The organism is Pyrodictium delaneyi, from assembly GCF_001412615.1.
In the GTDB taxonomy this organism is placed as follows: domain Archaea; phylum Thermoproteota; class Thermoprotei_A; order Sulfolobales; family Pyrodictiaceae; genus Pyrodictium; species Pyrodictium delaneyi.
This window is the reverse complement of the sequence record NZ_CP013011.1, coordinates 1,559,323-1,580,849: the sequence shown is the minus strand read 5'-3', so window position 1 is coordinate 1,580,849 and position 21,527 is coordinate 1,559,323. Positions and strand designations below refer to the sequence as shown.

19 protein-coding genes and 1 tRNA gene are annotated in these 21,527 nt (G+C 53.9%); 16 read left to right on the top strand and 4 right to left on the bottom strand.

The window, feature by feature from the left end; all coding sequences use genetic code 11:
* The first annotated feature begins 108 nt into the window (after positions 1-108).
* From Pyrde_RS07985 to Pyrde_RS07970, 4 genes are all read left to right on the top strand, one after another.
* Positions 109-2,046 (top strand): chloride channel protein, encoded by a 1,938-nt coding sequence (locus tag Pyrde_RS07985; RefSeq protein ID WP_055409741.1) that lies wholly within the window; start codon positions 109-111, stop codon positions 2,044-2,046.
* 168 nt (positions 2,047-2,214) lie between these two features.
* Positions 2,215-3,078 carry a hypothetical protein gene (locus tag Pyrde_RS07980; RefSeq protein ID WP_143522145.1) on the top strand — a complete coding sequence of 288 codons (864 nt, stop codon included), beginning with the start codon at positions 2,215-2,217 and terminating at the stop codon, positions 3,076-3,078.
* Positions 3,062-3,865, top strand: a complete 804-nt coding sequence (gene rnhB, locus Pyrde_RS07975) for a ribonuclease HII (RefSeq protein WP_231656719.1) — start codon at positions 3,062-3,064, stop codon at positions 3,863-3,865. Before Pyrde_RS07980 ends, rnhB begins: the two co-directional genes overlap by 17 nt.
* 281 nt (positions 3,866-4,146) lie before the next feature.
* Positions 4,147-5,445, top strand: coding sequence for an RsmB/NOP family class I SAM-dependent RNA methyltransferase (locus Pyrde_RS07970; RefSeq protein ID WP_055409737.1), 1,299 nt, complete (start codon positions 4,147-4,149; stop codon positions 5,443-5,445).
* Between the two features lie 283 nt (positions 5,446-5,728).
* On the opposite strand, the gene Pyrde_RS07965 is transcribed toward Pyrde_RS07970, so the two are convergent.
* A complete protein-coding gene (locus Pyrde_RS07965; RefSeq protein ID WP_055409736.1) occupies positions 5,729-6,244 on the bottom strand; it encodes a hypothetical protein in 516 nt (171 codons plus the stop codon).
* Positions 6,245-6,463: 219 nt separating this feature from the next.
* Between Pyrde_RS07965 and Pyrde_RS07960 the strand changes: the two genes are divergently transcribed.
* The 3 genes from Pyrde_RS07960 to Pyrde_RS07950 all read left to right on the top strand — a co-directional run bounded on the left by Pyrde_RS07960 (position 6,464) and on the right by Pyrde_RS07950 (position 10,174).
* A complete protein-coding gene (locus Pyrde_RS07960; protein WP_055409733.1) occupies positions 6,464-7,135 on the top strand; it encodes an ERCC4 domain-containing protein in 672 nt (223 codons plus the stop codon).
* A 139-nt stretch (positions 7,136-7,274) separates the two neighbouring features.
* The gene (locus Pyrde_RS07955; RefSeq protein ID WP_055409731.1) at positions 7,275-9,491 is read left to right on the top strand and encodes an elongation factor EF-2; all 2,217 of its coding nucleotides are present in this window, start codon (positions 7,275-7,277) and stop codon (positions 9,489-9,491) included.
* A gap of 236 nt (positions 9,492-9,727) precedes the next feature.
* Positions 9,728-10,174 carry a CBS domain-containing protein gene (locus Pyrde_RS07950; RefSeq protein ID WP_055409730.1) on the top strand — a complete coding sequence of 149 codons (447 nt, stop codon included), beginning with the start codon at positions 9,728-9,730 and terminating at the stop codon, positions 10,172-10,174.
* Between the two features lie 87 nt (positions 10,175-10,261).
* On the opposite strand, the gene Pyrde_RS07945 is transcribed toward Pyrde_RS07950, so the two are convergent.
* Complete coding sequence (locus tag Pyrde_RS07945; protein WP_055409728.1) at positions 10,262-11,317, bottom strand: histone deacetylase family protein; 1,056 nt, start codon at positions 11,315-11,317, stop codon at positions 10,262-10,264.
* Between the two features lie 194 nt (positions 11,318-11,511).
* Here Pyrde_RS07945 and Pyrde_RS07940 point away from each other — a divergent pair, with 194 nt between their 5' ends.
* The 6 genes from Pyrde_RS07940 to Pyrde_RS07920 all read left to right on the top strand — a co-directional run bounded on the left by Pyrde_RS07940 (position 11,512) and on the right by Pyrde_RS07920 (position 17,349).
* Complete coding sequence (locus tag Pyrde_RS07940; protein ID WP_055409726.1) at positions 11,512-13,020, top strand: phosphotransferase; 1,509 nt, start codon at positions 11,512-11,514, stop codon at positions 13,018-13,020.
* Between the two features lie 39 nt (positions 13,021-13,059).
* Entirely contained in the window at positions 13,060-13,221 is a 162-nt protein-coding gene (locus Pyrde_RS10740; RefSeq protein WP_156328039.1) for a hypothetical protein, read from the top strand.
* Between the two features lie 400 nt (positions 13,222-13,621).
* Positions 13,622-14,908, top strand: coding sequence for a glutamate-1-semialdehyde 2,1-aminomutase (gene hemL, locus Pyrde_RS07935; RefSeq protein WP_055409720.1), 1,287 nt, complete (start codon positions 13,622-13,624; stop codon positions 14,906-14,908).
* Positions 14,905-15,813: a hydroxymethylbilane synthase gene (gene hemC / locus Pyrde_RS07930; RefSeq protein WP_055409715.1), complete on the top strand. Its 909-nt coding sequence runs from the start codon at positions 14,905-14,907 to the stop codon at positions 15,811-15,813. The genes hemL and hemC overlap by 4 nt, the downstream gene beginning before the upstream one ends.
* 52 nt (positions 15,814-15,865) lie before the next feature.
* The gene (gene cobA / locus Pyrde_RS07925; RefSeq protein WP_055410886.1) at positions 15,866-16,621 is read left to right on the top strand and encodes a uroporphyrinogen-III C-methyltransferase; all 756 of its coding nucleotides are present in this window, start codon (positions 15,866-15,868) and stop codon (positions 16,619-16,621) included.
* Positions 16,606-17,349 (top strand): uroporphyrinogen-III synthase, encoded by a 744-nt coding sequence (locus tag Pyrde_RS07920; RefSeq protein ID WP_055409713.1) that lies wholly within the window; start codon positions 16,606-16,608, stop codon positions 17,347-17,349. The genes cobA and Pyrde_RS07920 overlap by 16 nt, the downstream gene beginning before the upstream one ends.
* Before the next feature lie 15 nt (positions 17,350-17,364).
* Here the strand turns inward: Pyrde_RS07920 and Pyrde_RS07915 are convergent.
* Positions 17,365-17,440: transfer RNA gene (locus tag Pyrde_RS07915), tRNA-Gln, on the bottom strand.
* A 128-nt stretch (positions 17,441-17,568) separates the two neighbouring features.
* Here Pyrde_RS07915 and Pyrde_RS07910 point away from each other — a divergent pair.
* The 3 genes from Pyrde_RS07910 to Pyrde_RS07900 all read left to right on the top strand — a co-directional run bounded on the left by Pyrde_RS07910 (position 17,569) and on the right by Pyrde_RS07900 (position 19,955).
* Positions 17,569-17,952, top strand: coding sequence for a hypothetical protein (locus Pyrde_RS07910; protein WP_143522146.1), 384 nt, complete (start codon positions 17,569-17,571; stop codon positions 17,950-17,952).
* Between the two features lie 211 nt (positions 17,953-18,163).
* A complete protein-coding gene (gene gcvT / locus Pyrde_RS07905; protein WP_055409709.1) occupies positions 18,164-19,300 on the top strand; it encodes a glycine cleavage system aminomethyltransferase GcvT in 1,137 nt (378 codons plus the stop codon).
* Positions 19,301-19,511: 211 nt separating this feature from the next.
* Positions 19,512-19,955 carry a hypothetical protein gene (locus Pyrde_RS07900; protein WP_156328038.1) on the top strand — a complete coding sequence of 148 codons (444 nt, stop codon included), beginning with the start codon at positions 19,512-19,514 and terminating at the stop codon, positions 19,953-19,955.
* Here Pyrde_RS07900 and gatB read toward each other — a convergent pair.
* Positions 19,952-21,406: an Asp-tRNA(Asn)/Glu-tRNA(Gln) amidotransferase subunit GatB gene (gene gatB, locus Pyrde_RS07895; RefSeq protein ID WP_055409705.1), complete on the bottom strand. Its 1,455-nt coding sequence runs from the start codon at positions 21,404-21,406 to the stop codon at positions 19,952-19,954. The genes Pyrde_RS07900 and gatB overlap by 4 nt on opposite strands.
* Between the last annotated feature and the right edge of the window lie 121 nt (positions 21,407-21,527).

The window sequence follows — 21,527 nt, the reverse complement described above, 5'->3', positions numbered from 1 at the left end:
CCCAGGGGGATGTGCGTACCAGGGATACTCCTCTTATTCAACTCAGCGGCACACCTGGATGAGGGGCGAGGTCTCTAGGCTAGGGCGTAACAGAAAGGGTAGAAAATAATGAGGCCTAGCTTAAAGATACCAGAAAAGCTCGCCAGAATTGTCGTGTCGATAAATGAACGCTTGGGCTACGTAGAGCGCTGGCTATTCATAAGTACAGTTACTGCTGTTGTCTCCTCGCTTGCAATAGGCATCTTCTACGTAATGCTTAGGCTTGTAATTGCCGTCGCAGCCTACCTACACGGTCTTGATGTCTCATCTATACTCTTCCACATATCGGACTACTCCATAATAGCGCTCGAAGGTCATAATAGACTTCTAATACCACTCACGGTAGTCGTAGGTGCAGCTATAGCGAGTACTATAGTCTATCGTTGGGCGCCGGAGGCGGAGGGAAGTGGCACAGATGCTATAGTAAACGCTTACCATCATGAAGCCGGGCATGTAAGGCCTAGAGTAGCAGTAGTAAAGGCAGTTGCATCAGCGCTACTACTCGGTGGAGGAGGAAGCGGTGGCCCCGAAGGCCCGGCAGTACAGATAGGTGGTGCTGCAGGCTCATTCATAGCTAATGTGCTCCGGCTCAGTGTCGAGGAAAGGAAAATAGCACTGATAGCCGGTGTGGCCGGTGCCCTCTCCTTTATATTCCAGAGCCCAGTAGGTGCCGCAATATTCGCTATAGAGGTCCTCTACGAGAGAGACATGGAGACAAGCGCGCTAATACCGGCCCTATTCGCATCGGTAATAGCCTACAGTTTCTCACTCCATATACTGGGTCCAGGCTACAAGCTTCCATCAATAGATGTAGGTGATGTACTGAACGTCTACGGTTTCGACGCGATGGCTTCCTACATTCTGCTAGGAGTATTTATAGCGCCATTTGCATATCTCTACGTCTACACGTTCTATAAGGTAAAGGAGGGGTTTATCGAGCTAACAGAGAAGAAGGGCATAGACACTCGCCTAAGACCAGTCATAGGTGCAATAATTGTTGGTATCATAGGTGTATTCGTGCCGCATATACTTGGCACAGGTGAGGAACTCCTCGCGGAAATGCTGAAATTCTTCCAGGAGCAAAAACCAGGCGCTACCAGCACATCATTCATAAGCCTGGACGTAGATATGATCACAGCTCTGTTGCTGCTAGCCATACTCAAGATAACAGCTACGGCCTTAACTGTTGGCAGCGGCGGCAGCGGTGGACTACTGGCACCAGGCCTCTTTGCGGGAGCCATGATAGGCGAGTTGTTTGGGCTGCTCGTGGCTGGTTATACCGGTGTAGAGCCTGCACTATATGCCTACCTTGGTATGGCTGCCTTGTTTGGTGCAGCGTCAAAGGTCCCTATAGGCCTCGCATTCATGGTGGCGGAAGTAGGTGGTACGCCGGCACTAATTGTGCCGGCGCTTATGACTTCGCTCACGGCCTCGCTCGCGACGAGAGGCATAAGTATTGTCGAGTCTCAGCTACCCCAGTCTATACCGCCAAGCCTATTCACGGCCGAGTCCCTACTACAAATGATACGTGAGCAAAACATATGCATACGTGTTGAGAAGCTTGCTAGCAAGAAGTATGTGACTGCTAACTGGAGTGAGCCGCTTCGCGTCGTGGTTCGCCGTATGGTAGCGAATAAACAGCACATAGTCCCGATAGTCGATGAGACAGGACGAGTCGTCGGAGTCCTAGATCCAGGGTATGCTGGCCTAGACTTGCGCTATGCGTTGCGCTCGAGTGAGCCTGTAGCAGAGGTCTCGCTCTCCCAGGCACCGATGGTTAGAGTTGGCGAGTGTGTAGCTAGAGCATTAGAGCAAATGATAATATATGGAACTGACTACGTTATAGTAGTTGATGCTATGTATCGGTACCATGGCGTGATAACACTAGAGGATATCGTCGGGACAGTCTTTCCCATACTGCTCGAGAGGTTCGGGCAACGCCTCCTAAAGGAAGCCAGTAGCGGGAGCCAAGGCGGGGGAGAGCAAAAGCATAAGAGCATAGAATAACCCTTGGCGAATATACCGGAGAGCAATGGAGGCTATGATGTGGAATCCGGGAGCGTAGCCTCTAGACCCTCGCCTGCCGGGGGCTAGCAGGGATGCAGACCGCATACTAGGCTGAGCCTCCACCGGCTACATTTCTGAATAGACAGGGAGAGGATGTGGCTGAAGACATTGCCGGTGGTTTTCCGCCCACTAGAGGGCAAAACGTCTCGTAGAGCAGCAAGATATGATATAGTCCTAATTGTCGCAGCCATTGTTGACTCGATAGAGCGTAAAGAAGCGTATAGGAGTCTAGGAATACAGCTTGTCGAGATTTATCCGCTTCTCCCGAACGACTCTCCAACACTCTTCTCGTTACTAGGCATAATAGGCTGGATAAAGAAGTATGCTGAGAGTTTTAACGTGCTTGTAGAGGGTTATGGTGGAGAGAAGTTGCTCAGGGAGGCCTACAGAATAGTCAAGGGTTCGTGGAGCTGGAACAGTATAATAAGGGTAGCTAACGAGCTACAGAGCCCACTCCACCTAAGGTCACTAGTACATATAGCAAAGCTGGCTGAAGCAGGTATCGATCTACGGGAAGAGGTAGAGAAACATTTAGAGGCAGCGTTTACGGGTGGGGATGCATATCGTTCATCGCTCCTAGAGCATAGTATAGATATTGTACTTCAGCTCAGCATTGGAGATGAATGCATCAGAGAGGTGTACGAGTATATAGGCTCCAGGAGGAATGAGCCCAGACGTTCCCTGTGTCGGGCTATAGTCGAAGTAGCCCGTAAGCTAGACTACATGAAGGCTGGAGCGGTTAAGACTATCGCTGTGGATACGGGCAGTGAATCTAAGGCTAAGGTGTACCTTGGCTGTAGACTCTTGTTGCGCGATGATGAATGTTGGCCGGAGGCTAGAAGCGTAGAGAAACCCCTAGAGGAGCTACTCAAAGGGCTAGGCTACGGGCTAGCAGGTCTAGAGCTTGTAGATCCGGAGGAGGCTGCATGCATAGCATACGGTGTAGCTTATGGCTATGAGTGTGATGCGTGACACGTCCATACGCCGAGATATTGTAGCTTACTCGAGGGATGATGTAGTGTTGCCTAGGTCTAAAGGCAAACTGTTAGGAATAGACGAGGCTGGACGTGGCCCCATTATAGGCCCCATGGTTGTGGCTGGCGTGCTCGTAGATAGTAGTACGGTGCCGATCCTGGAAAAGCTAGGAGTGCGTGACAGCAAGGAGCTTACGCCAGCCCAGCGCCGGGAACTCTTTGCAAGAATCCTAGACCTGGCAAGCTATGTGGTGATAGTGAAGATCCCGCCCGCAGTGATAGACACGGTGAACCTAAACCGGCTTGAGATATCGACAATAGCTCATATCGTTCGACGTACATCAACCATCTATAGGGACTTAGATGCTGTGTATATAGATGCTGTTGGGCCAGCCTCGAAAATGGCCTCAGAGGTAAGGCGTCTTTCTGGCTTTCAGGGAACTATTGTAGCTAAGCCTAAGGCGGATAGAAGATACCTCCCCGTATCGGCAGCGAGTATAGTAGCCAAGGTTGTGAGGGACGAGGAGATAGAGAAGCTCCGTCAACTCTATGGTATCCGGGGCTCAGGCTATCCCACTGACCCTCATACGCTAGAATGGATTAGGGAGGCATACCGGGAGTCCCCCCATAGCCCGCCGTGGTTTGTTCGCCGCTCGTGGTCCACTCTGAAGCGTGTAGCGCCAGGATGGTATAGGGCTAAGAGTACGGAGGCTAGTAATAAGTCCGGGAAGTCTAGGCAGAAGAGTCTTCTCGACTATCTTGCAGGCCGGAGCAGAGACTCGTGATAATTGTCCCACGGTTTGTCCGGCGGCTCTGCTTGCTCGGTGCTTGCTCAGATACGGCCACACTCTTCATAGCCCTGCTTATGTAGTTGATAGGGCTCTGGTAAGCCCACCTATCATCACTGCAGCCGTCTATGTGGGCTTATCCACGGGCCCCCTTAACTACTACTTTGGTGATAGGTGAGCTAGATTAGGGCTCCCTAAGTGTTGTCCCTCTTGGGATCTAGGCAGAGTGCTGGGGAGCCGCAAAGGCTGGTAAGGTGTGCGGGGTGCAGTAGAAGCCCATGGACAAGATTGCTAGGAGCTTGATAGATTTTAGCGCCAAAGTGCTCTACATTGTTATGACTAAGCATGTTAGTCATGACAGGGCGTTCCAAGCGGCTCTTCGCGAGTACCGGAAAGCAGCCCGCTACGTGCCTCTCAAGGTCTTGTACAGAGTCTCGCACGACATAGTCTCGGACTACTACCTGCTCCGTTACGCTGAGCAGAAGATCTACGGAAGTCGTGGGAGCGCTCGCCGCATGGCTAAGCTATGGCTCCTCTTGAGGGGTCTCGAGTCGGAGCACCTAGTGCAGCATATAGAGAGTGTTGAGCGTCTACGCCGTAGGCTCGTTAAGAGCCTGCCGCGCCGCATAGAGAACGTAGAGGAGCTGGTAGAAGGCATAGAGGATACAGTCAAAAGGCTCTCGGTGGTCTACTCGTTCCCACGCTGGTTTGTTGAGGTGTTCCTAGAGGTTCTTGGGCGAAACGAGACAGAGAAGCTACTGGCCGCGCTTAACGAGGAGAAGTGGTGGATACGCGTAAACACGTTAAAAGCTGACGTGGATAGCGTGGCTGAGAGACTCCTCGATAAAGGCGTAGTAGTCCGCCGCGACCCAGACCTCCCCTATATGCTCGAAGTAGTAGACTTCAATGAGCCCCTACATCACCTGGAGGAAATGTGGCGTGGAGAAATAGTATTCCAAGACAAGGCTTCTGCACTAGTCGTTGAGGCGCTTCACCCCGAGCCCGGTGATACAATACTCGACCTAGCAGCAGCGCCAGGCATAAAGGATGCACTAATAATGCAACTGACAGAGAACCGAGCAAGGATAATAGCCGTAGACGTGTCCTGGGAGCGACTAAAGCGGACAAAGAGGCTTCTTCGTCTCTATGGAGTAGATACCAGCCGTGTCGAGATAATTCACGCTGATTCCCGCTCGCTGGAGTTACGCACTAAGCCAGACAAGATCATACTAGACGCGCCTTGCACGAGTAGTGGTGCTATGGGGAAGGACCCGGCGATCAAGATGCACCTAGAGGACCTCGCCTGGATTCGCCGATTCCCGGCTCTCCAGCGCGAGATGCTAAAGAAGGCGCTAACATACAAGAGTAGTTATATAGTCTATGCGGTGTGTAGCTTGCTGCCCTTTGAAGGCGAGGAGCACATATCCAGCATGCTCGGCGAGCTCGAGCCATTGGATCCAGAGATACCTGGCTCGCCCGGCTACAAACCCTATAACTTCCGCGAGCGCGTCCGCCGACTGCTCCCACACATACATGGTACACAAGGATTCTTCATAGCAGGTCTCAGACCCGCATAGAGGCTATGCAATAACCCTATTCTCGTTATTTGCAAGGCTCTTATAATGAAAGTGGGCGGCGTGCAATTCGTCGCCCGGCTCATCCAAAAGCCGCAGTTCCTGCGGCGTCACCGGGGCCCTGACCCCCGCTACCTCCAGGATAATGGATAAGCCATTGTAATCTATGTTAGCAGAGTATTAAGGTTATACCACCTGGTAGAATGTGAGGATTTAAGGCAGCGATCATTGGTTGCTAGTATATTTAGAAGGTTATCTAAAAACTTGGATGAGGAATGATATGCTCCTAGAAGAATCTGCGTCGCCGAGGTGCTCTCGGCCTCGAGAGTATTGTTGTGAGTTCTATCTGTGCGTCGAGCGCCGCTATCTTGGGTTTCAACTCCTCTACGGCGGCGCGCAGCTTCTCGAAGAACTCGGGGTCAGTGCCCTTCTTCTCTAGGAACTCTTTGCCGTCGTTGGTTAGGCGTAGCTTCTTGGTCTTGGGGTCAGTTTCTGCATAACCGACGTATAGGAGTGCTACTATATCCTCATGAAGTTCCTTGGAGGTTGGGACATCGCCTACCATGTAGAAGTTATAACCCAGGTCTATGCCCTTCTCCTTCTGTAGCCAGTAGACTAGGTGAGCTAGACTCCTCTCGTATATACCGCCCTGGTCCTCCATAGTCTTTAGTACTAGGAGGAGACGCTTCTTCCTCTCGTCACGCTCCACTTGATCTCGGGTCACAGCTGGCCTAGAGACAATGACTAGCTCTTTCTTTGAGCCGCTTACGGGCTCCTTCTTCTTGCCGCTAGTTTTGGCCATGCACCTATCCACCCCAGCCTAGTGCTGCAGAGTACCCAGGGCCTCTCTGCGGGTCCGGGAGACCTAAATCTGGTGCCTCTAAGCAGAAGGCAGATGACGCTACCCAGGGTCATAACGCGGCCCGGAAGGAGGGTTCGGTGCGCCGGACTATCATCACCACTCCCCGGGGCGTCAGCCTCTAGTGTACTCCACACCCCCGAGCCCCTGGGCGGGGCTAGATTGAGCGAATGTAGGAGGCCAAGAGTCTATGTCGATGAACGGGAACGCGGAAGCGGCGTCCCTGAGGCACTCGCGGAGCTAGGTGCAGCCGTGATATACACTATGGCTGGCGTCGGGGACTATATTGTGTCCGATCGAGTGGCAATAGAGCGTAAGACAATGCACGATCTCGCTGAAAGCCTCTTTGATGGTAGGCTATTCGATCAAGCGAGACGCCTCACTGAATACTATGAGATCCCTGTACTGCTTATAGAGGGTGACTTGACTAGACTTGAAGAGTACACGAGCCGGGGACAACAGATCCGCCTAGCGCTGGCGGCCCTTGCTCTAGACTATGGTATCCGTATACTGTGGAGTCTCAACCAGCGCGAAACGGCCAGGATAATATACAACTTAGCTTGTCGCGAACAATATGGCAGTCGTCGTAGTGTAGTCGTGCATCGGAAGCCGCGGCTCGACAAACTCTGGATGCAGCAGCTCTACGTAGTCCAGAGCCTCCCTGGCGTCGGTCCGAAGCTAGCGGAAAGGCTCCTTGAAAAGTTTGGTAGCATAGAAGCTATATGTAGAGCTTCAATAGTAGAACTCGAGCGTGTACTAGGCTACGAGAGAGCCCAGCGTGTATATCGCGTGCTCCATACCCCTTATAGGTCTCCCGGCAAGCCGGATACATGAGCTAGTGGATGAGCCGGATATGTTGCCCGATGTTTTATCGTCGTATAGTCGCCTTGCCGCTCTAGGCGCAGGGTCTAATACCCAGCGTGCTTATAACCCGGAGACCGCCACGCCCCTTCTTCCCCGGGTAGGGTAAGCTATGCGTGTCAAGCATGTAGACGAAATCTTGAAGATAATGAGGAACGTCGAGCAGATAAGAAACATTGGTATCGTGGCACACGTGGACCACGGTAAGACTACGACTAGCGACTCGCTGCTCGCAGCAGCAGGTATGATATCCCAGCGTATAGCTGGCGAAGCACTTGCTCTAGACTACCTCAAGGTAGAGCAGCAGCGTGGTATAACAGTCAAGTCTGCGAACATTAGCCTCTATCACGAGTATCAGGGTAAGCCCTACGTAATCAACCTAGTAGACACCCCTGGTCACGTAGACTTCTCGGGCCACGTCACTAGGAGCCTCAGAATGATGGACGGCTCAATCGTGGTAGTTGATGCAGTCGAGGGTGTAATGCCCCAAACCGAGACAGTGCTACGACAGAGCCTCGAGGAGCGTGTCCGCCCCATACTCTTCATAAACAAGGTCGACAGGCTCATCAAAGAGTTAAAGTATACACCCCAGCAGATACAGCAGAGGTTCGTAGAGATAATCAAGGAGGTCAACCACCTGATCAGCCTCTATGCCGACCCCGAGTTCAAGAAGAAGTGGCAGCTAGACCCAATGAGCGGCATGGTGATATTTGGTAGTGCCCGCGATAAGTGGGGCATAAGCATACCTCTAGCCCAGAAGCGTGGCATAAAGTTCAGCGACATAATCGACGCCTACAACAAGGGCAAGGAAGCTATAGAGGAGTTCGCTACAAAGGTTGCACCACTACACGAGGCACTCCTTGACGCAGTAGTCAAGTTCATACCAAACCCGCGTGAAGCCCAGGGCTACCGTATACCCAAGATATGGAAGGGAGACATAAACAGCGAAGTAGGCAAAGCGATGCTCGAGGCTGACCCCAACGGTCCCCTCGTATACGCTATATCCTTCATGAGGGTTGACCCCAAGATACGCCGCCTAGTAGCTACCGGCCGTATCTTCAGCGGCACCCTGCGCCAGGGCGACGAGGTATGGCTCGTAAACGCTGGCAAGAGCGCTAAGGTGCTACAGGTAAGCATCTACATGGGTCCCGACCGCGAGGTCGTAGACGAGATACCTGCCGGTAACATAGCAGCTGCGCTAGGTCTCGAGGACGCACGTGCAGGCGAAACAGCAGTAGCAGTGAGCCTCAAGGACAAAGTGCCGCCGTTCGAGAAGCTACACTATGTATCCGAGCCAGTAGTAACCGTAGCTATAGAGCCTAAGAACCCCAAGGACCTACCTAAGCTGATAGACGCGCTATACAAGCTCAGCATAGAAGACCCAACAATACAGGTCAAGATCAACCAGGAGACAGGCGAGTACCTGCTAAGCGGTATGGGCCCACTACACATAGAGATAGCTGTATGGTGGCTAAAGGAGACCTTCGGCCTCGAAGTGAAGACCAGCCCGCCAATAGTAGTATACCGCGAGACAGTACGTGCAAAGAGCCAGGTATTCGAAGGCAAGAGCCCGAACAAGCACAACAAGCTCTACATAAGCGTAGAGCCGCTAGATGAGGAGACAATCAAGCTAATACAGAACGGTGAGATAACAGAGGACCAGGACGTATACGAGAGAGCCAAGATACTCAAGGAGAAGGCTGGCTGGGACTACGACGAAGCAAAGAGGATATGGGCAATCGACGAGAACATAAACATCTTCATAGACAAGACAACCGGTGTACAGCACCTCCGCGAGGTCAAGGACACTATAATCCAGGGCTTCCGCCTAGCAATGAAGGAGGGCCCACTAGCCAAGGAGCCTGTGAGAGGCCTCAAGGTAGTACTACACGACGCTGTGATACACGAGGACCCCGCCCACCGCGGCCCAGCACAGATCTACCCTGCAGTCCGCAACGCGATATACGCAGCTATCCTAACCTCTAAGCCAACACTGCTAGAGCCTCTCCAGAAGCTAGACATACGTGTACCACAAGAGTACGTCAGCAACGTTATAGCAGTGATATCCAGGAAGCGCGGCAAGATACTAGACATGAAAGAGTACGGCGTCATGATGAGGATAATAGCAGAGCTACCGGTAGCAGAGAGCTTCGACCTCGCAGCCGAGCTAAGAAGCGCTACACAGGGCAGAGCCTTCTGGGGCACCGAGTTCAGTCGCTGGGCACCAGTACCTGACAACATGCTAATGGATCTAGTAAAGAAGATACGTGAGAGGAAGGGCCTACCACCAGAGCCACCGAAGCCCGAGGACTTCATAACACCGTTCTAAAGCCGGAGTTAACACACTGTCTTTTTCCGAAATCGAAGCCCAGCCCTTCTATCCGTTTCATCCTTGCTATACACGTTATACCTATGAGTATGGCTTGTATTACACAACTGGTTAGTGTAGACTACTATATATCATGTGTTGAAGAGGTAATTTTGTCCCACTAGTAAACGTCATGGGTACTCATTTTATACTGCAGCCACGTTATACTATAGTATACGAGTAGAGGGTGTATAGACATGATACTGCTCTTACGTCGCAGACGTATACCGTTACGCGCCCGTGACATTATGACCACGCCACCGGTCACAATAGGTCCAGATGCTTCGATAAAGGATGTTGCACGTAAGATGCGTACTGAACGTGTTGGAAGCGTCTTAGTTGTAGACGAGGAAGGCAAGCTTCGGGGCATAATAACTGAGCGTGACCTCGTCTTCGCGTGTTCCGAGGGATGGAATCCCGAGGTAAAACAAGCATGGGAGATAATGACAGAGGATCCTATAACAGCGAAACCAGATGAAGACATAGTAACGATAATTAAGAAGATGAGAGATGCCAATATACGTCATATTCCAGTAGTAGATGATAATGGCAAACCATTAGGCATGATATCAGCGCGCGACATACTGGACTTCATAATGACACTTGCAGGGCTCGGAATATTCCACGAATTTCCAAGCGAGTAACCTGAAGATCTAGATAGGGTTATCCAAGTATAAAACATGTTTATAAGTGGTATTTAGTCGGCGGTTTTTAACTCATTTAGTCAGTTGTCATAGGGGAGTCGACTCAAGGTGCTCCTTGAGTTCGTCTAGATGTTTCAATGCCTTCCTCCTGATACTGTTTTCTGTTCTCGATGGATGTTCCTCGAATGGGTTAGGCATATTGAGTAAGCCGGCTAGGAGTGCGGGGAGCGCACGATAGAGTCCGCTACTGTAACCTCCCTGTAGTATTATCAGAATGGGTGCTCCTATGCGGGCTATTATACTGCCTATGGTGTAGTAGCTTGTAGTTGTAAGGCGCAGCGATCCAAGCCCGTCTTCGATGTATGCGTCGAATCCTGCGTCAATAATTACTAGATCCGGGGTAGATGACAGTGATTGATAGAGGTCTAGTGTCCTTCGGAATAATTCTACGTAAAGGTCGTCTCCAGTGCCAGGTGGTGCTATAACGTTTAGCTTTGTTCCTCTCCCTTCAGCTTCACCGGTTTGCCACGGCCACCCTGTACCGGGATAGATTGTTGAAGGATCTTGATGTATATCTATATGGAATACGGGTTCACTGTATAATATATCTTGTGTGCCATTGCCGTGGTGTAAGTCGATGTCTATGATGACTACTTCGTATCCGAGGCGGTGAACGTTAAGGGCAACTAGTGCGGATACATTGAATATGCAGAAGCCAAGTGTTGGTGCTCCCATTGCACGCCCAAAGTAGCCGGCATGGTGACCGGGTGGTCTGCCTAGCACTAAAGCGACGTCGCACATACCGCTTAGCAGCTTCTCGCTTGCATCTAGTACAGCGGAGGCGTAGCTAAGCGTTGAGAGCGGTGTACCCGGCGAGACGTAGGTATCCGGGTCTATGTAGCCGCCTCCATGCTCTGCAAGATCGAGTATAGCCTCGACGTAATCCCAGCTGTGTACCTCCCGAATCCTTGACAGTTCTCCGCCGCGACGTGGAACAGGAAGATGCTCAGCTCTGCTCCATAACTGTGAGTCTTGTAAACCTTGTATCGCATAAGTTAGCCTCTCTGGAGATTCGATGTGGTACCCATAGGGTGGTGAATGAAGCTCGAAAACTGGGTCATAATATAGACATAGCTTGTTCACAGCTGGCTCCCTTATGGTCTAGAGAGCGTCTCCTAAGGGAGTAAATAGAAACACCCCCGTTGCACGCTAGCGGGAGTATGTTGTAGCAACACCTAGCCCATAAGAGGGCTTTGGATCCTTCAGCCAGTAGTAGTGGGGATTTTCCCAACGTCCGTGATGGGTTTAAGGAGTGCAGCAGTATAAGGGTTTGAACCTTGCAGGGGGAGTGTGCGGCGGCAGTAAAGCTCACATACGAACTGCCAGGACTCCGGCTAGTTCTGGGACTAGGTAGTAATGGTAGTTGTGTAGACGGGAGGCCCGGCTGGCTAGAAGCTATCATATCGCGTGACGTCTTCTTGGCGGACGTGGAGGAGTCGTTACTAGGCGAGATAATAGCGTCGCTGCTTCTCCTAAAGCCTGTAAGTGTTGAGGGAGACGTAGAGCAATATCATAGACTAATCGAAAGCTACATCATTAGAGTGTTTAGAGAGGAGGTAAGTCGGCTGGAGAAACTTTTCCACAAGAACTATGAACGCTTGCTCGTAGCAGACATATACCCTGTAGTCGCGAGGATGGCCCGTCTCCAAAGAATCTACCCCTGGCTCCGAGTAGTATATCAGTTAATGTTGCAGCGTAGAGACTACTACTCCTGGCTCCGTGTACTAGTCCAAAGGATTCTGGGAGTCAATGTATATAAGAGTCGTTGGATTCCGGCAAAGAGTGTTATTGAGCAGCCTAAGAGAGCACGGTTGAAACCCTTCGTTCAGCTTAGTGGCGCAGTCAAGATAGTTCATATAATTGGCGATATAGCTTCCAGCGTCTCGCTGTCGCTACTCCAAGCAATACCACAGTCGATAATACTTGAAGGTATTAGCCGTAAACCTCATCCTCTGACAAGAGATCCTCTACTTCTTGTAAGGCTAGACTCTGCACGCGTTGCTACAAAACTAATGCAGTTCGAAGACCAGCTCTATACCATAACTGGTGTAAAGAGACTGCTTGACAACGCAAAGCTTCAACGTAAAGGGATGATAAGGAGTGCTAAAACTGTTGAAATTGGTGGCTTCCGCCCTGCGGTTGTCAAGAGGTATACTGATATAACTGCTGTTAAATGGTTGGCTGCCGCCATAGCGTCACTACCCCTTCCCCGCCCCCGTCTCCGTGCATTAGCACGGCTCAATGCCGAGTACTACTACAATCGTTTCCTAGCTGAGCGTGGATTCCATGTACCGGAGCCTATACTTATAGACCCTCGGCGCCGCCAGGCAGCCTATAGCTATATAGAGGGTGAAGACCTCATCGCTATGCTCCAGAAAGAGTCAACGCCCGAGCCCTACCGTGAACTAGGTGTAACGTTGGCACGCCTACATGCTGCGGGTATAGCTCTATGGGATTCCAACCCGAGTAACTTCGTCTATGATGGCGAGAACTTGTACATTGTAGACTTAGAACAGGCACGAGATTTAAGAAACATGCAGGATGCTGCATGGGATATAGCTGTAGCGTGCTACTATTCCCTCCTCTACACTCCCCAGAGTGGGCCGGAGCGTGCTAGTCTAATCGCAAGTGGCTACCTTGAAGCTGGTGGAAGAAGTGAAGTGCTCATAGAGGCGGCTAAGCACAAGTATATGGCTCCATTCCTCGCGGTAGTGCCACCAAATATCCTTGAGAAGACCCGTAAAGCGATACTGGTAGCAGCGCGTACGGGAGAGAACCAGCCTTAACCCCCACCTTCTCAGCCTGGACTAGTACGGGGACCTGCTGTGGTCGGCGCTAGGCCGTGCCCGGTATGTGGTAGAGGTATGTACCGTAGAAAGGCACTACTAGAACACATAAAGCGCGTCCATGGCTGGTACTTCAAGGAGTTCATAGAGCCTAAGGGTAAGGGCGGTGGAGGCGGCGCCAAGAAGAAGAAGGAGAAGTAGTGGCCTAAAACTCCCGGACACTAATACACTGGTGGCTAGGATCTATTTTTACTGCAGCCTTGTCCCTAGCTCCTTGAGCATCTTTCTACAAGGCTAGGCACTGGTTGTATGCTCCAGAGTTCTATGTTTAATACGGTGTGGCCGTGATTACACAATATGGCCGGGCTCCTTAGAGATAGATGAGCTGTGGGTCACGGGGCTAGAGCCCCCTAGGCGGCTATAGTAGGCCCCCGGAGGCCGGGTTGAAGAGCCTAGGGGGCGGTGATGCAGCCTCCGGGGATGCGATAAAACAGATCCTATGGAGTAAACGTCTCGAGGAGGTTCTAACTACCGTTTCCGGACTAAGCTAATTTAATGCTCGATAAGTGTCAACTGCGTTAAACACGAGGGTGCACTATTCTTGCCGGGTGAACAGAGCAAGAAGCTCTACGAAGAAGCATTAAACTTGTTCCCTGGAGGCGTCAACAGTCCTATACGTGCAGCAGTAAAGCCATACCCGTTCTACGTCGCTAAGGCCGAGGGCCCGTACCTCTACACGGTTGATGGTGAGCGCCTCATAGACTATGTACTTGCATATGGCCCAATGTTCCTGGGGCATAAGCATCCCCAGGTAATGGAGGCTGTGAAGAAACAGCTTGAGAATGGGTGGCTCTACGGAACTCCCGGCGAGCTGGAGATAGAACTGGCCAAGAAGATACTCAAGTACTATCACCCTGGCGGCATGGTGCGCTTTGTTAACACAGGTACAGAGGCCACTATGGCAGCTATAAGGCTTGCACGGGGTTATACGGGCCGCAAATACATAATCAAGTTCAATGGTTGTTATCATGGTGCTCACGATACAGTCCTAGTTGGTGCTGGTAGTGCAGCAGCGGAGTATGGTGTCCCCTCAAGCCTCGGCGTGCCCGAGGAGATTGCAAAGCTAACGCTAGTAGCTCGTTACAACGATCTCGAGAGCGTAGAGAGGATCATGAAGAGGCATGGAGACCAAGTAGCAGCAATAATAGTGGAGCCCGTAGCGGGTAACGCGGGCGTCATACCGCCTAAGCCCGGCTTCCTCAAGGGGCTCCGTGAGCTGGCAGACAGATATGGAGCTCTCCTCATAATGGATGAGGTTATCACGGGGTTCCGCCTAGGCTTAGGTGGTGCGCAAGAGTACTACGGGGTTCGCGGCGACCTAACAACCCTAGGCAAGATCGTCGGTGGAGGCTTCCCCATCGGCGTAGTGGCCGGGCCACGCGAGATAATGGAAAAGCTCACACCTAGCGGCAAGGTGTTCAACGCTGGCACGTTCAACGCCCACCCGGTTACAATGGCTGCTGGTCTAGCTACTATAGAGGTGCTCGAGACTGGAGAGCCCTACCGTGTAGCACGTGAAGCGGCATCCAAGCTAGTCAAGGTTGTTGAAGACCTAATTAGCCGCTACGACATAAAGGCTACAGTGAACTATGTGGAGAACATGTTCCAGGTATTCTTCGTCGACGGTGAGGTGGCATCACCGGACGACGCTATGAAGAGCAACCGCGAGCTCTACAACAAGCTCCACATGGAGCTGCTAAAGCGCGGCGTCTTCATAGCCCCAAGCCAGATGGAGGCAGTCTTCACGAGCGCAGCACACACTGTCGAGGTAGTCGAGGAGACCATAAGGGCGCTCGAGGAGGCCTTCAAGAGGCTCCGGGAGCAATGAAGATACGAGTAGCAACTAGGGGCAGTAAGCTAAGCTTAGCACAGACACAGCTAGCCCTCAACGAGATAAAGAAGAGGCACCCTGAGGTAGAGTTCGAGCTAGTAATAGTCAAGACCCGGGGCGATATACACCAGGACAAGCCGTTCATCATGATAGGTGGTAAGGGCCTCTTCGAGAAGGAAGTAAACCTAGCAGTATTAGAGGGCCGGGCAGACATAGCGGTGCATAGCCTCAAGGACGTACCGAGCGAGGTAAGCCCAGGCCTCGTGCTGGCCATGACGCCGCCCCGTGCCTCACCTTTCGATGTACTCGTGACGCGTACTGGTGCCAAGACGATATGGGATCTGCCTAGCGGAGCAGTAGTAGGCTCGTCGAGCGCCCGGCGCGTAGCTATGCTGAAGCGAGTACGGAGCGACCTAGTATTCAAGCCGCTACGCGGCAACGTGGATACAAGGCTACGTAAGCTACAGCAAGGCATGTATGATGCTATAATACTCGCCGAGGCGGGGCTGCAGAGGCTAGGACTAGACATAGAATACTGGCGCATACCCCCAGAGGTACTGCCCCCGGCACCAGGCCAGGGAATACTAGGCATCTACACCCTGTACAACCGGAGCGATATACTACCGCTGCTCGAAGAGGCCACAGACAAAGACGCGATGATCATGGCTAGGGCTGAGAGAGCATTCCTAGCCTATGCGGGCGGCGGCTGTCATACACCACTAGGAGCCTACGCGTGGATAGAGAAGGGCACACTCTATATGCGCGCGGCAGTAGCGTCGCCCGACGGCAGCAAGAGAGTAGACGTAGTCATGGAGGGTGACCCAGAGAGACCGGCGCAGCTGGGGGTCGACGTGGCCCTAGAGCTGAGAGCCAAGGCGAAGTCGGCCGGCATCACTCTCTAGCCACTCTCACGGCTGTCCTAAGCCTTAGGGTAGAGGGGTGCCCTTGGTTTTGGTGGAGGAGTGTAGAAGGGGTCGCGTATACATAGTCGGTGCCGGGCCCGGCGACCCCGAGCTAATAACGGTGAAGGGACTCCGACTCATACAGCAAGCCGATGTCATCGTGTACGATCGGCTAGTAGCGAAAGAATTGCTGAAGCACGCCAAACCAGGGGCAGAGCTAATATATGCTGGCAAGAAGCCCGGCGCCCACACCATGACTCAGGAAGAGATAAACAAGCTGCTCCTAGAGAAGGCTTGTGAGGGCAAGACCGTTGTACGTCTACACGGCGGCGATCCCTACGTCTTCGGCCGCGGCGAGGAAGAATGCATCTATCTCCGCGACCACGGTGTGGAGTGCGAAGTCGTCCCCGGCCTAACCAGCGCTATAGCGGGCGCGGCTTATGCGGGTATACCGGTCACCAGCCGCGGTATAGCCTCGAGCTTCGCTGTAGCCACTGGTAGAGAAGCGCCCAACAAGGACAGAAAAATGGTTCACTATGGGAGGATAATGAAGTCTGTAGACACGCTAGTAGTGGTAATGGGTGTGGGCAACCTCGAGAACATTGTAAAGGAGATGGTGGAGGAGGGCATAGACCCAGACCTTCCCGTAGCGATAGTCGAGAAGGCTACGACGCCAGAACAGCGGGTAGTCACAGGCAAGCTCAGAGACATAGTTGAGAAAGCCCGTGAGGCAGGCGTCCAGCCTCCAGCACTCATAATCTTTGGCCGCACAGTAGAGCTGAGGGATAGGCTTTGGCGTCTAAGCTAGAGAAGCGGCCCCACGTCCTCCTCCTACGCCCACCTGGCTCAGAGCCCGGCCGGCTCGCCGAGGTAGCAGTAGTAGCTCACATCCCCGTAGTCGACGTAGAGCCGGTACCCGGGGCACTCGAGCAAGTCGAGAAGGAGCTCGAGAAGAGCGACTGGATAGTATTCACCAGTCCTCGCGCCCCACAGCTCCTAGCCAAGCTCCTCGAAAAGATACGCCAGCTACAGGTCCAGGGAAGGGTCCGGGTAGCAGCAGTCGGGCCAAAAACCCGCCAAGTGCTCGAGCGGCACGGAGTCCGCGTGGACTATGTGCCACGGGAGTACCGCGGCGCAGCCCTAGCAGAGGAGCTAGCATCGCTACACCCTCGCCGTGTCTTACTACCCCGTTCGGAGAAGGCCGTACCGGATCTAGTCCAAGGCCTAGAGAGCAGTGGAATAGAGGCGGTCGAGATCCCGCTGTATCGGGTAGTAGTTCTGGACAGAATGGCTTCGGCGGCTGCCAGGGTGGCGGACATATTCGACTACGTGGTATTCACAAGCCCAAGCATAGCCGAAGCCTTCACCAAGCACTACCCGAGCCCCAGCAACCCAGGCTTCAAACCCATAGCCATAGGTCCGACTACAGCCAAGAAGCTAAAAGAGCTAGGCTACCCAGAGGTCCTCTACCCCAGCGAGTACACGCTAGACGGAGTGACATCCCTCATAGAGGAACTAGAGGAGGGGCAGAACTAGCCGGGTTGGAGGGGATGGTAGCCGGGCGGGGATTCGAACCCCGGTCACGGGGGCCAAAGCCCCGCATCCTTGGCCGCTAGACGACCCGGCTGCCCCTCCATTAGCTAGTGCAGTGCTTCTGGGGGTTCTTTTGTAGTTGTCGGATCTGTGCTCCAGTGTCGGTGGGAGTGCTGTGGGCCTAAAGGTTTATACTGGGCTAAGTGTGGGGTCATACGGTATGTGAGGGCGTTGACCTTGATACTCCAGCGTGGTGGACTCGGGCTCCTACTGCCTAGGCCCGAGTATATTGCGTCCCCGAGCCGGGCAGTGGGTCTAGTAGGCGAACTAGCAAGAGCCATAGCGTACACACGTGGCTACGAGCTTGTAGCGGCTCCTCGCGGCTGGTGGAGCCGGCGGCTCTGCCCAGTTCTTGCTGGGCTTGAGTGTATTGGGCTGGACGAGTCCGAGATGCCCTATGCTGTCGAGGAGTTGATAGAGGTGGAAGCTGATTCTGCCCGGCCCGAGCCCCTCAAGGTGTCAGGCAAGCCTATACTACGCTACTACATTGATAGTCGCCGGGGGCGGCTCCTTTATCTAGGCAAGACTGTCGCTGCCGAGGCCTAAGCCCTCAGCTGGTGGTCACGCTTTATCACGGGGTCTGCTCTCTGACTGCTCCTGGGCTGTGAGGGGGCCTGGGGGATCCCCCTAGCCCGGACGCCCAGCGCCACCGGGTGGCGCTGGGGTATGGGGAGGTGGCCCCCTCCCCGAGCCCTCTCCAGGCATGGGTTTATCATGTAGCGTCTCGTACTCCAGGTTACTTGGTGTAGTGTAGGCCTTGGCTAAGCTGCGCATACCCCTATACGATGTCCACAAGAGTCTTGGCGCACAGTTTGGCGAGTTCGCGGGATGGGAGGCGCCGATAAACTATACGAGCGTCATAGAGGAGCACATGGCCGTCCGCAGGACTGTCGGGTTCTTCGACCTGAGCCACATGGGTCGCCTCCTGCTAAGCGGCAGCGACGCTACGCGTGTCCTAGACCACCTACTGCCCCGCGACATAACGTCGGAGGAAGGCATGATGGTTGGTCCGACGGCGTTCCTCAACGAGCGCGCAGGCTTCAAGGACGACGTGATGACCTATAACCTCGGCGCCGATGGGTGGCTCGTCGTCCCTAACGCGGTTAACCGTGAGAAGATACGTGGCTGGCTAGACGAGTGGATAGGAAAGCTCGGAGCCCAGGCACGGGTCGAGGACCACACCCTAGACTGGGTGCTCTTCGCCATCCAGGGGCCCCGCGCGGCAGAGCTCATGAAGAAACTGGGAGCGCCCAGCGAGGTGCTCGACCTCAAGGTACTCCGCTTCCGCCGCAACGTGGAGCTAGAGGCGGCAGGGGCACAGGCGCTCATAGTCTCGCGTAGTGGGTGGACCGGCGAGGACGGTTTCGAGATAATAGCAGAGGCTAGTGAGGGCGAGAAGATACTGCTCAAGGCAGCCGAGTTGCTAAAGGAGCTAGACGGCAGGCTTTGCGGGCTGGGCGCGCGCGACAGCCTCCGCATGGAGGTAGGCTTCGTACTCTACGGACACGAGATAGACGAGGAGACTACACCGGTAGATGCCAGGTACTGGTGGGTATTCCAGCCCGGCCCCAAGCAGGACTGTGTAGGCTGCCAGGCGCTCCGCGAGGCACTACGCCGCGGCGCAGCAAAGGTACGTGTTGGCCTCAAGCTCGGCAAGAAGGCCCGCATAGTGCCACGGCAGGGAGACAAGATATACATAGACGATATTGAGATAGGCTATGTGACCAGTGGAGCCTATAGCCCCATGCTGAAGCGGAGTCTAGCACAGGCCTACATCAAGCCTAGCCACGCCTTGATGGGCCTCAACGTGGAGATAGAGAGGCGCGGCAAACGCTACAAGGCGAAGATCGTGGACTTCCCGCTGGTACAGCCTAGCTCAAGCCCACCAGCTTAGCCCCGGAGCCCCGTTTTCTATTCCACATGTACCCTTCTGGGAGACGGCGATAGTCCGGTGATACCCCAGTAAAACCCGAGTAGCACGCGTTACAGCATGGAATCTCGCAGCGACCCAGGCCCCCGTTATGCTGGGTTGATACCCGGTTCTACACTACCCCCTCGGGCTAAACCCCTGCCAAGGACACAAATACTGTGTTCGGGTGGGACGCGTGAGCCTAGTAGTAGAAGAGCCCATAGGACTGGAGAGTCTCTCTCACAGCCTCTTCGAGATAGCTGGCACTGAGCCGGCGGCGAGGGTTCGAGGCCCAAGCCTCATACGCTTCATGGCCGATGTGAGGACAGTCGTAGAAGCCTTCGTGCTCGGCGGCAGGCTCGAAGGGGCGAGGCTGCTCCGAATAGTCGAGGACTATGGTGTAGACGAGATACCCTATGCCCGTGCACTAGTAATGTTCGAAGGTATTGCGTTCTACCTCTACGCGAAGCCCTACATAGACGTAGGCGATGTAGACGTGTTGGCAGACGAGGTGGGCGAGCTAGCGGAGAAGCTAGAGAACACCGAGATAGTGCCAGTAGCAGCAGCCTACCAGTTCAGCTACGATGCAGAGCGCTACGCGAAGAGCATAGACGTGGAAACCGTGAGGCTAGGCCTCTAGGCCCCGCTTCTCCGTATCTCATCAAGCTTCTCCACTACAAGCCTCCTGGCCACCGCGGGGTCAGCACGCCCCCTCGTCTTCCTCATAACCATGCCTACTAGGAAGTTCACCGCCTTAGGGTTCCGGAGCGCGTCCTCAACAGCCTTGGGATTCTCCCGGAACACCTCCTCCACTACTGGCCGGAGCTTCTCCGGGTCAGCGATGCGACGGAATCCGAGCTCGTCTACAAGCTTCTCCGGGTCGGCGCCACGCTTCGCGATGTGCTCGGCCATCTCCTTTGCTTGCCTTATGCTTATCACGCCGCTGTCTAACAGCTTCATGAGCTTTGCCAGGTGCTCGGGCTTGACCCTCTTGTAGAGCCCTGCTAGGTCGTCATCCTTGAGCCAGTTTAGCAGGTCGTTAACCAGGTAGTTAGCCATCCTCTCGTAGTTCCCTTGGTAGAGTCGGGCAGCGTCCTCGAAGAAGTCTGCGAGAACCTTCCTCGTCACAAGAACCTTTGCTACCTGGGAGCGGAGGCCGTACTCCTTCACAAGCCTCTTGGCGCGTGCATCGGGCAGCTCAGGCAGTGTCTCCCTGAGCTCTTCGACCAGGCTAGAGGGTATGGGCACCGGGGGCAGGTTTGGATCAGGCATATAACGGTAGTCTTCCTCCGTCTCCTTCACCCTCGCTGGTAGCGTCACCTTGCGTACGGGGTCCCAGTGGCGTGTCTCCCGCCGGACAGGCTTGCCCTTCAGCAGCAGGTCGTGCTGCCTTGTTATCTCGTAGGCTAGAGCACGCTTCACCTCATGGAAGCTCCCGATATTCTTAACCTCGACACGCTCGCCGCCCTCAATGCTTATGTTGGCGTCTACCCGCATGGCGCCCTCGAGCCCACAATCACAGACACCTAGGTGCTCTAGGATACTCCTCAGCTTCTCGAGGAACGCTACAGCCTCCTCCGGCGACTCCATGTCTGGCTCGGTCACTATCTCGAGGAGGGCTACGCCGCTCCTGTTATAGTCCACGAGCACATAGGGGCTCGTGAGGGGGCCCCCTCCAGGGTAGACTATCCTGCCCGGGTCCTCCTCGATGTTGATACGCCGTAGCCTTATCCTCTTGGTCCCGCTTGGCGACTCTATCTCGATGTAGCCGCCGGTGCATATGGGTTCAAGGTACTGTGTTATCTGGTAGTTCTTGGGTAGATCAGGGTAGAAGTAGTGCTTACGGTCAAATCGGAGAAGCTTGGCAACACGCCCGTTAACGGCAAGGCAGACCTGGATAGCCTTCCGGACGGCTTCCTCGTTAACCACGGGCAGGGCGCCGGGGAGGCCAAGGCATACAGGACAGACATGAGTGTTAGGTGGCGCGCCACGATAGTCAGCGCTGCAGTTGCAGAACAGCTTGGTTTTCAGGCTCGTCAGCTGTACGTGGACCTCGAGCCCTATAACAGCCCTTGGCTGGTCGCTAGGCAAGGCGCCCCTCTAGCCCTCCGTCCTCCCAGGCTAGTAGTCTGCCCTCTTTGAATCCCGCTGTAGCAGTGTGGGATAGAATCTAAGGGGTAGTCTCGGACTGGAATACTGTGTCGGGCACTAG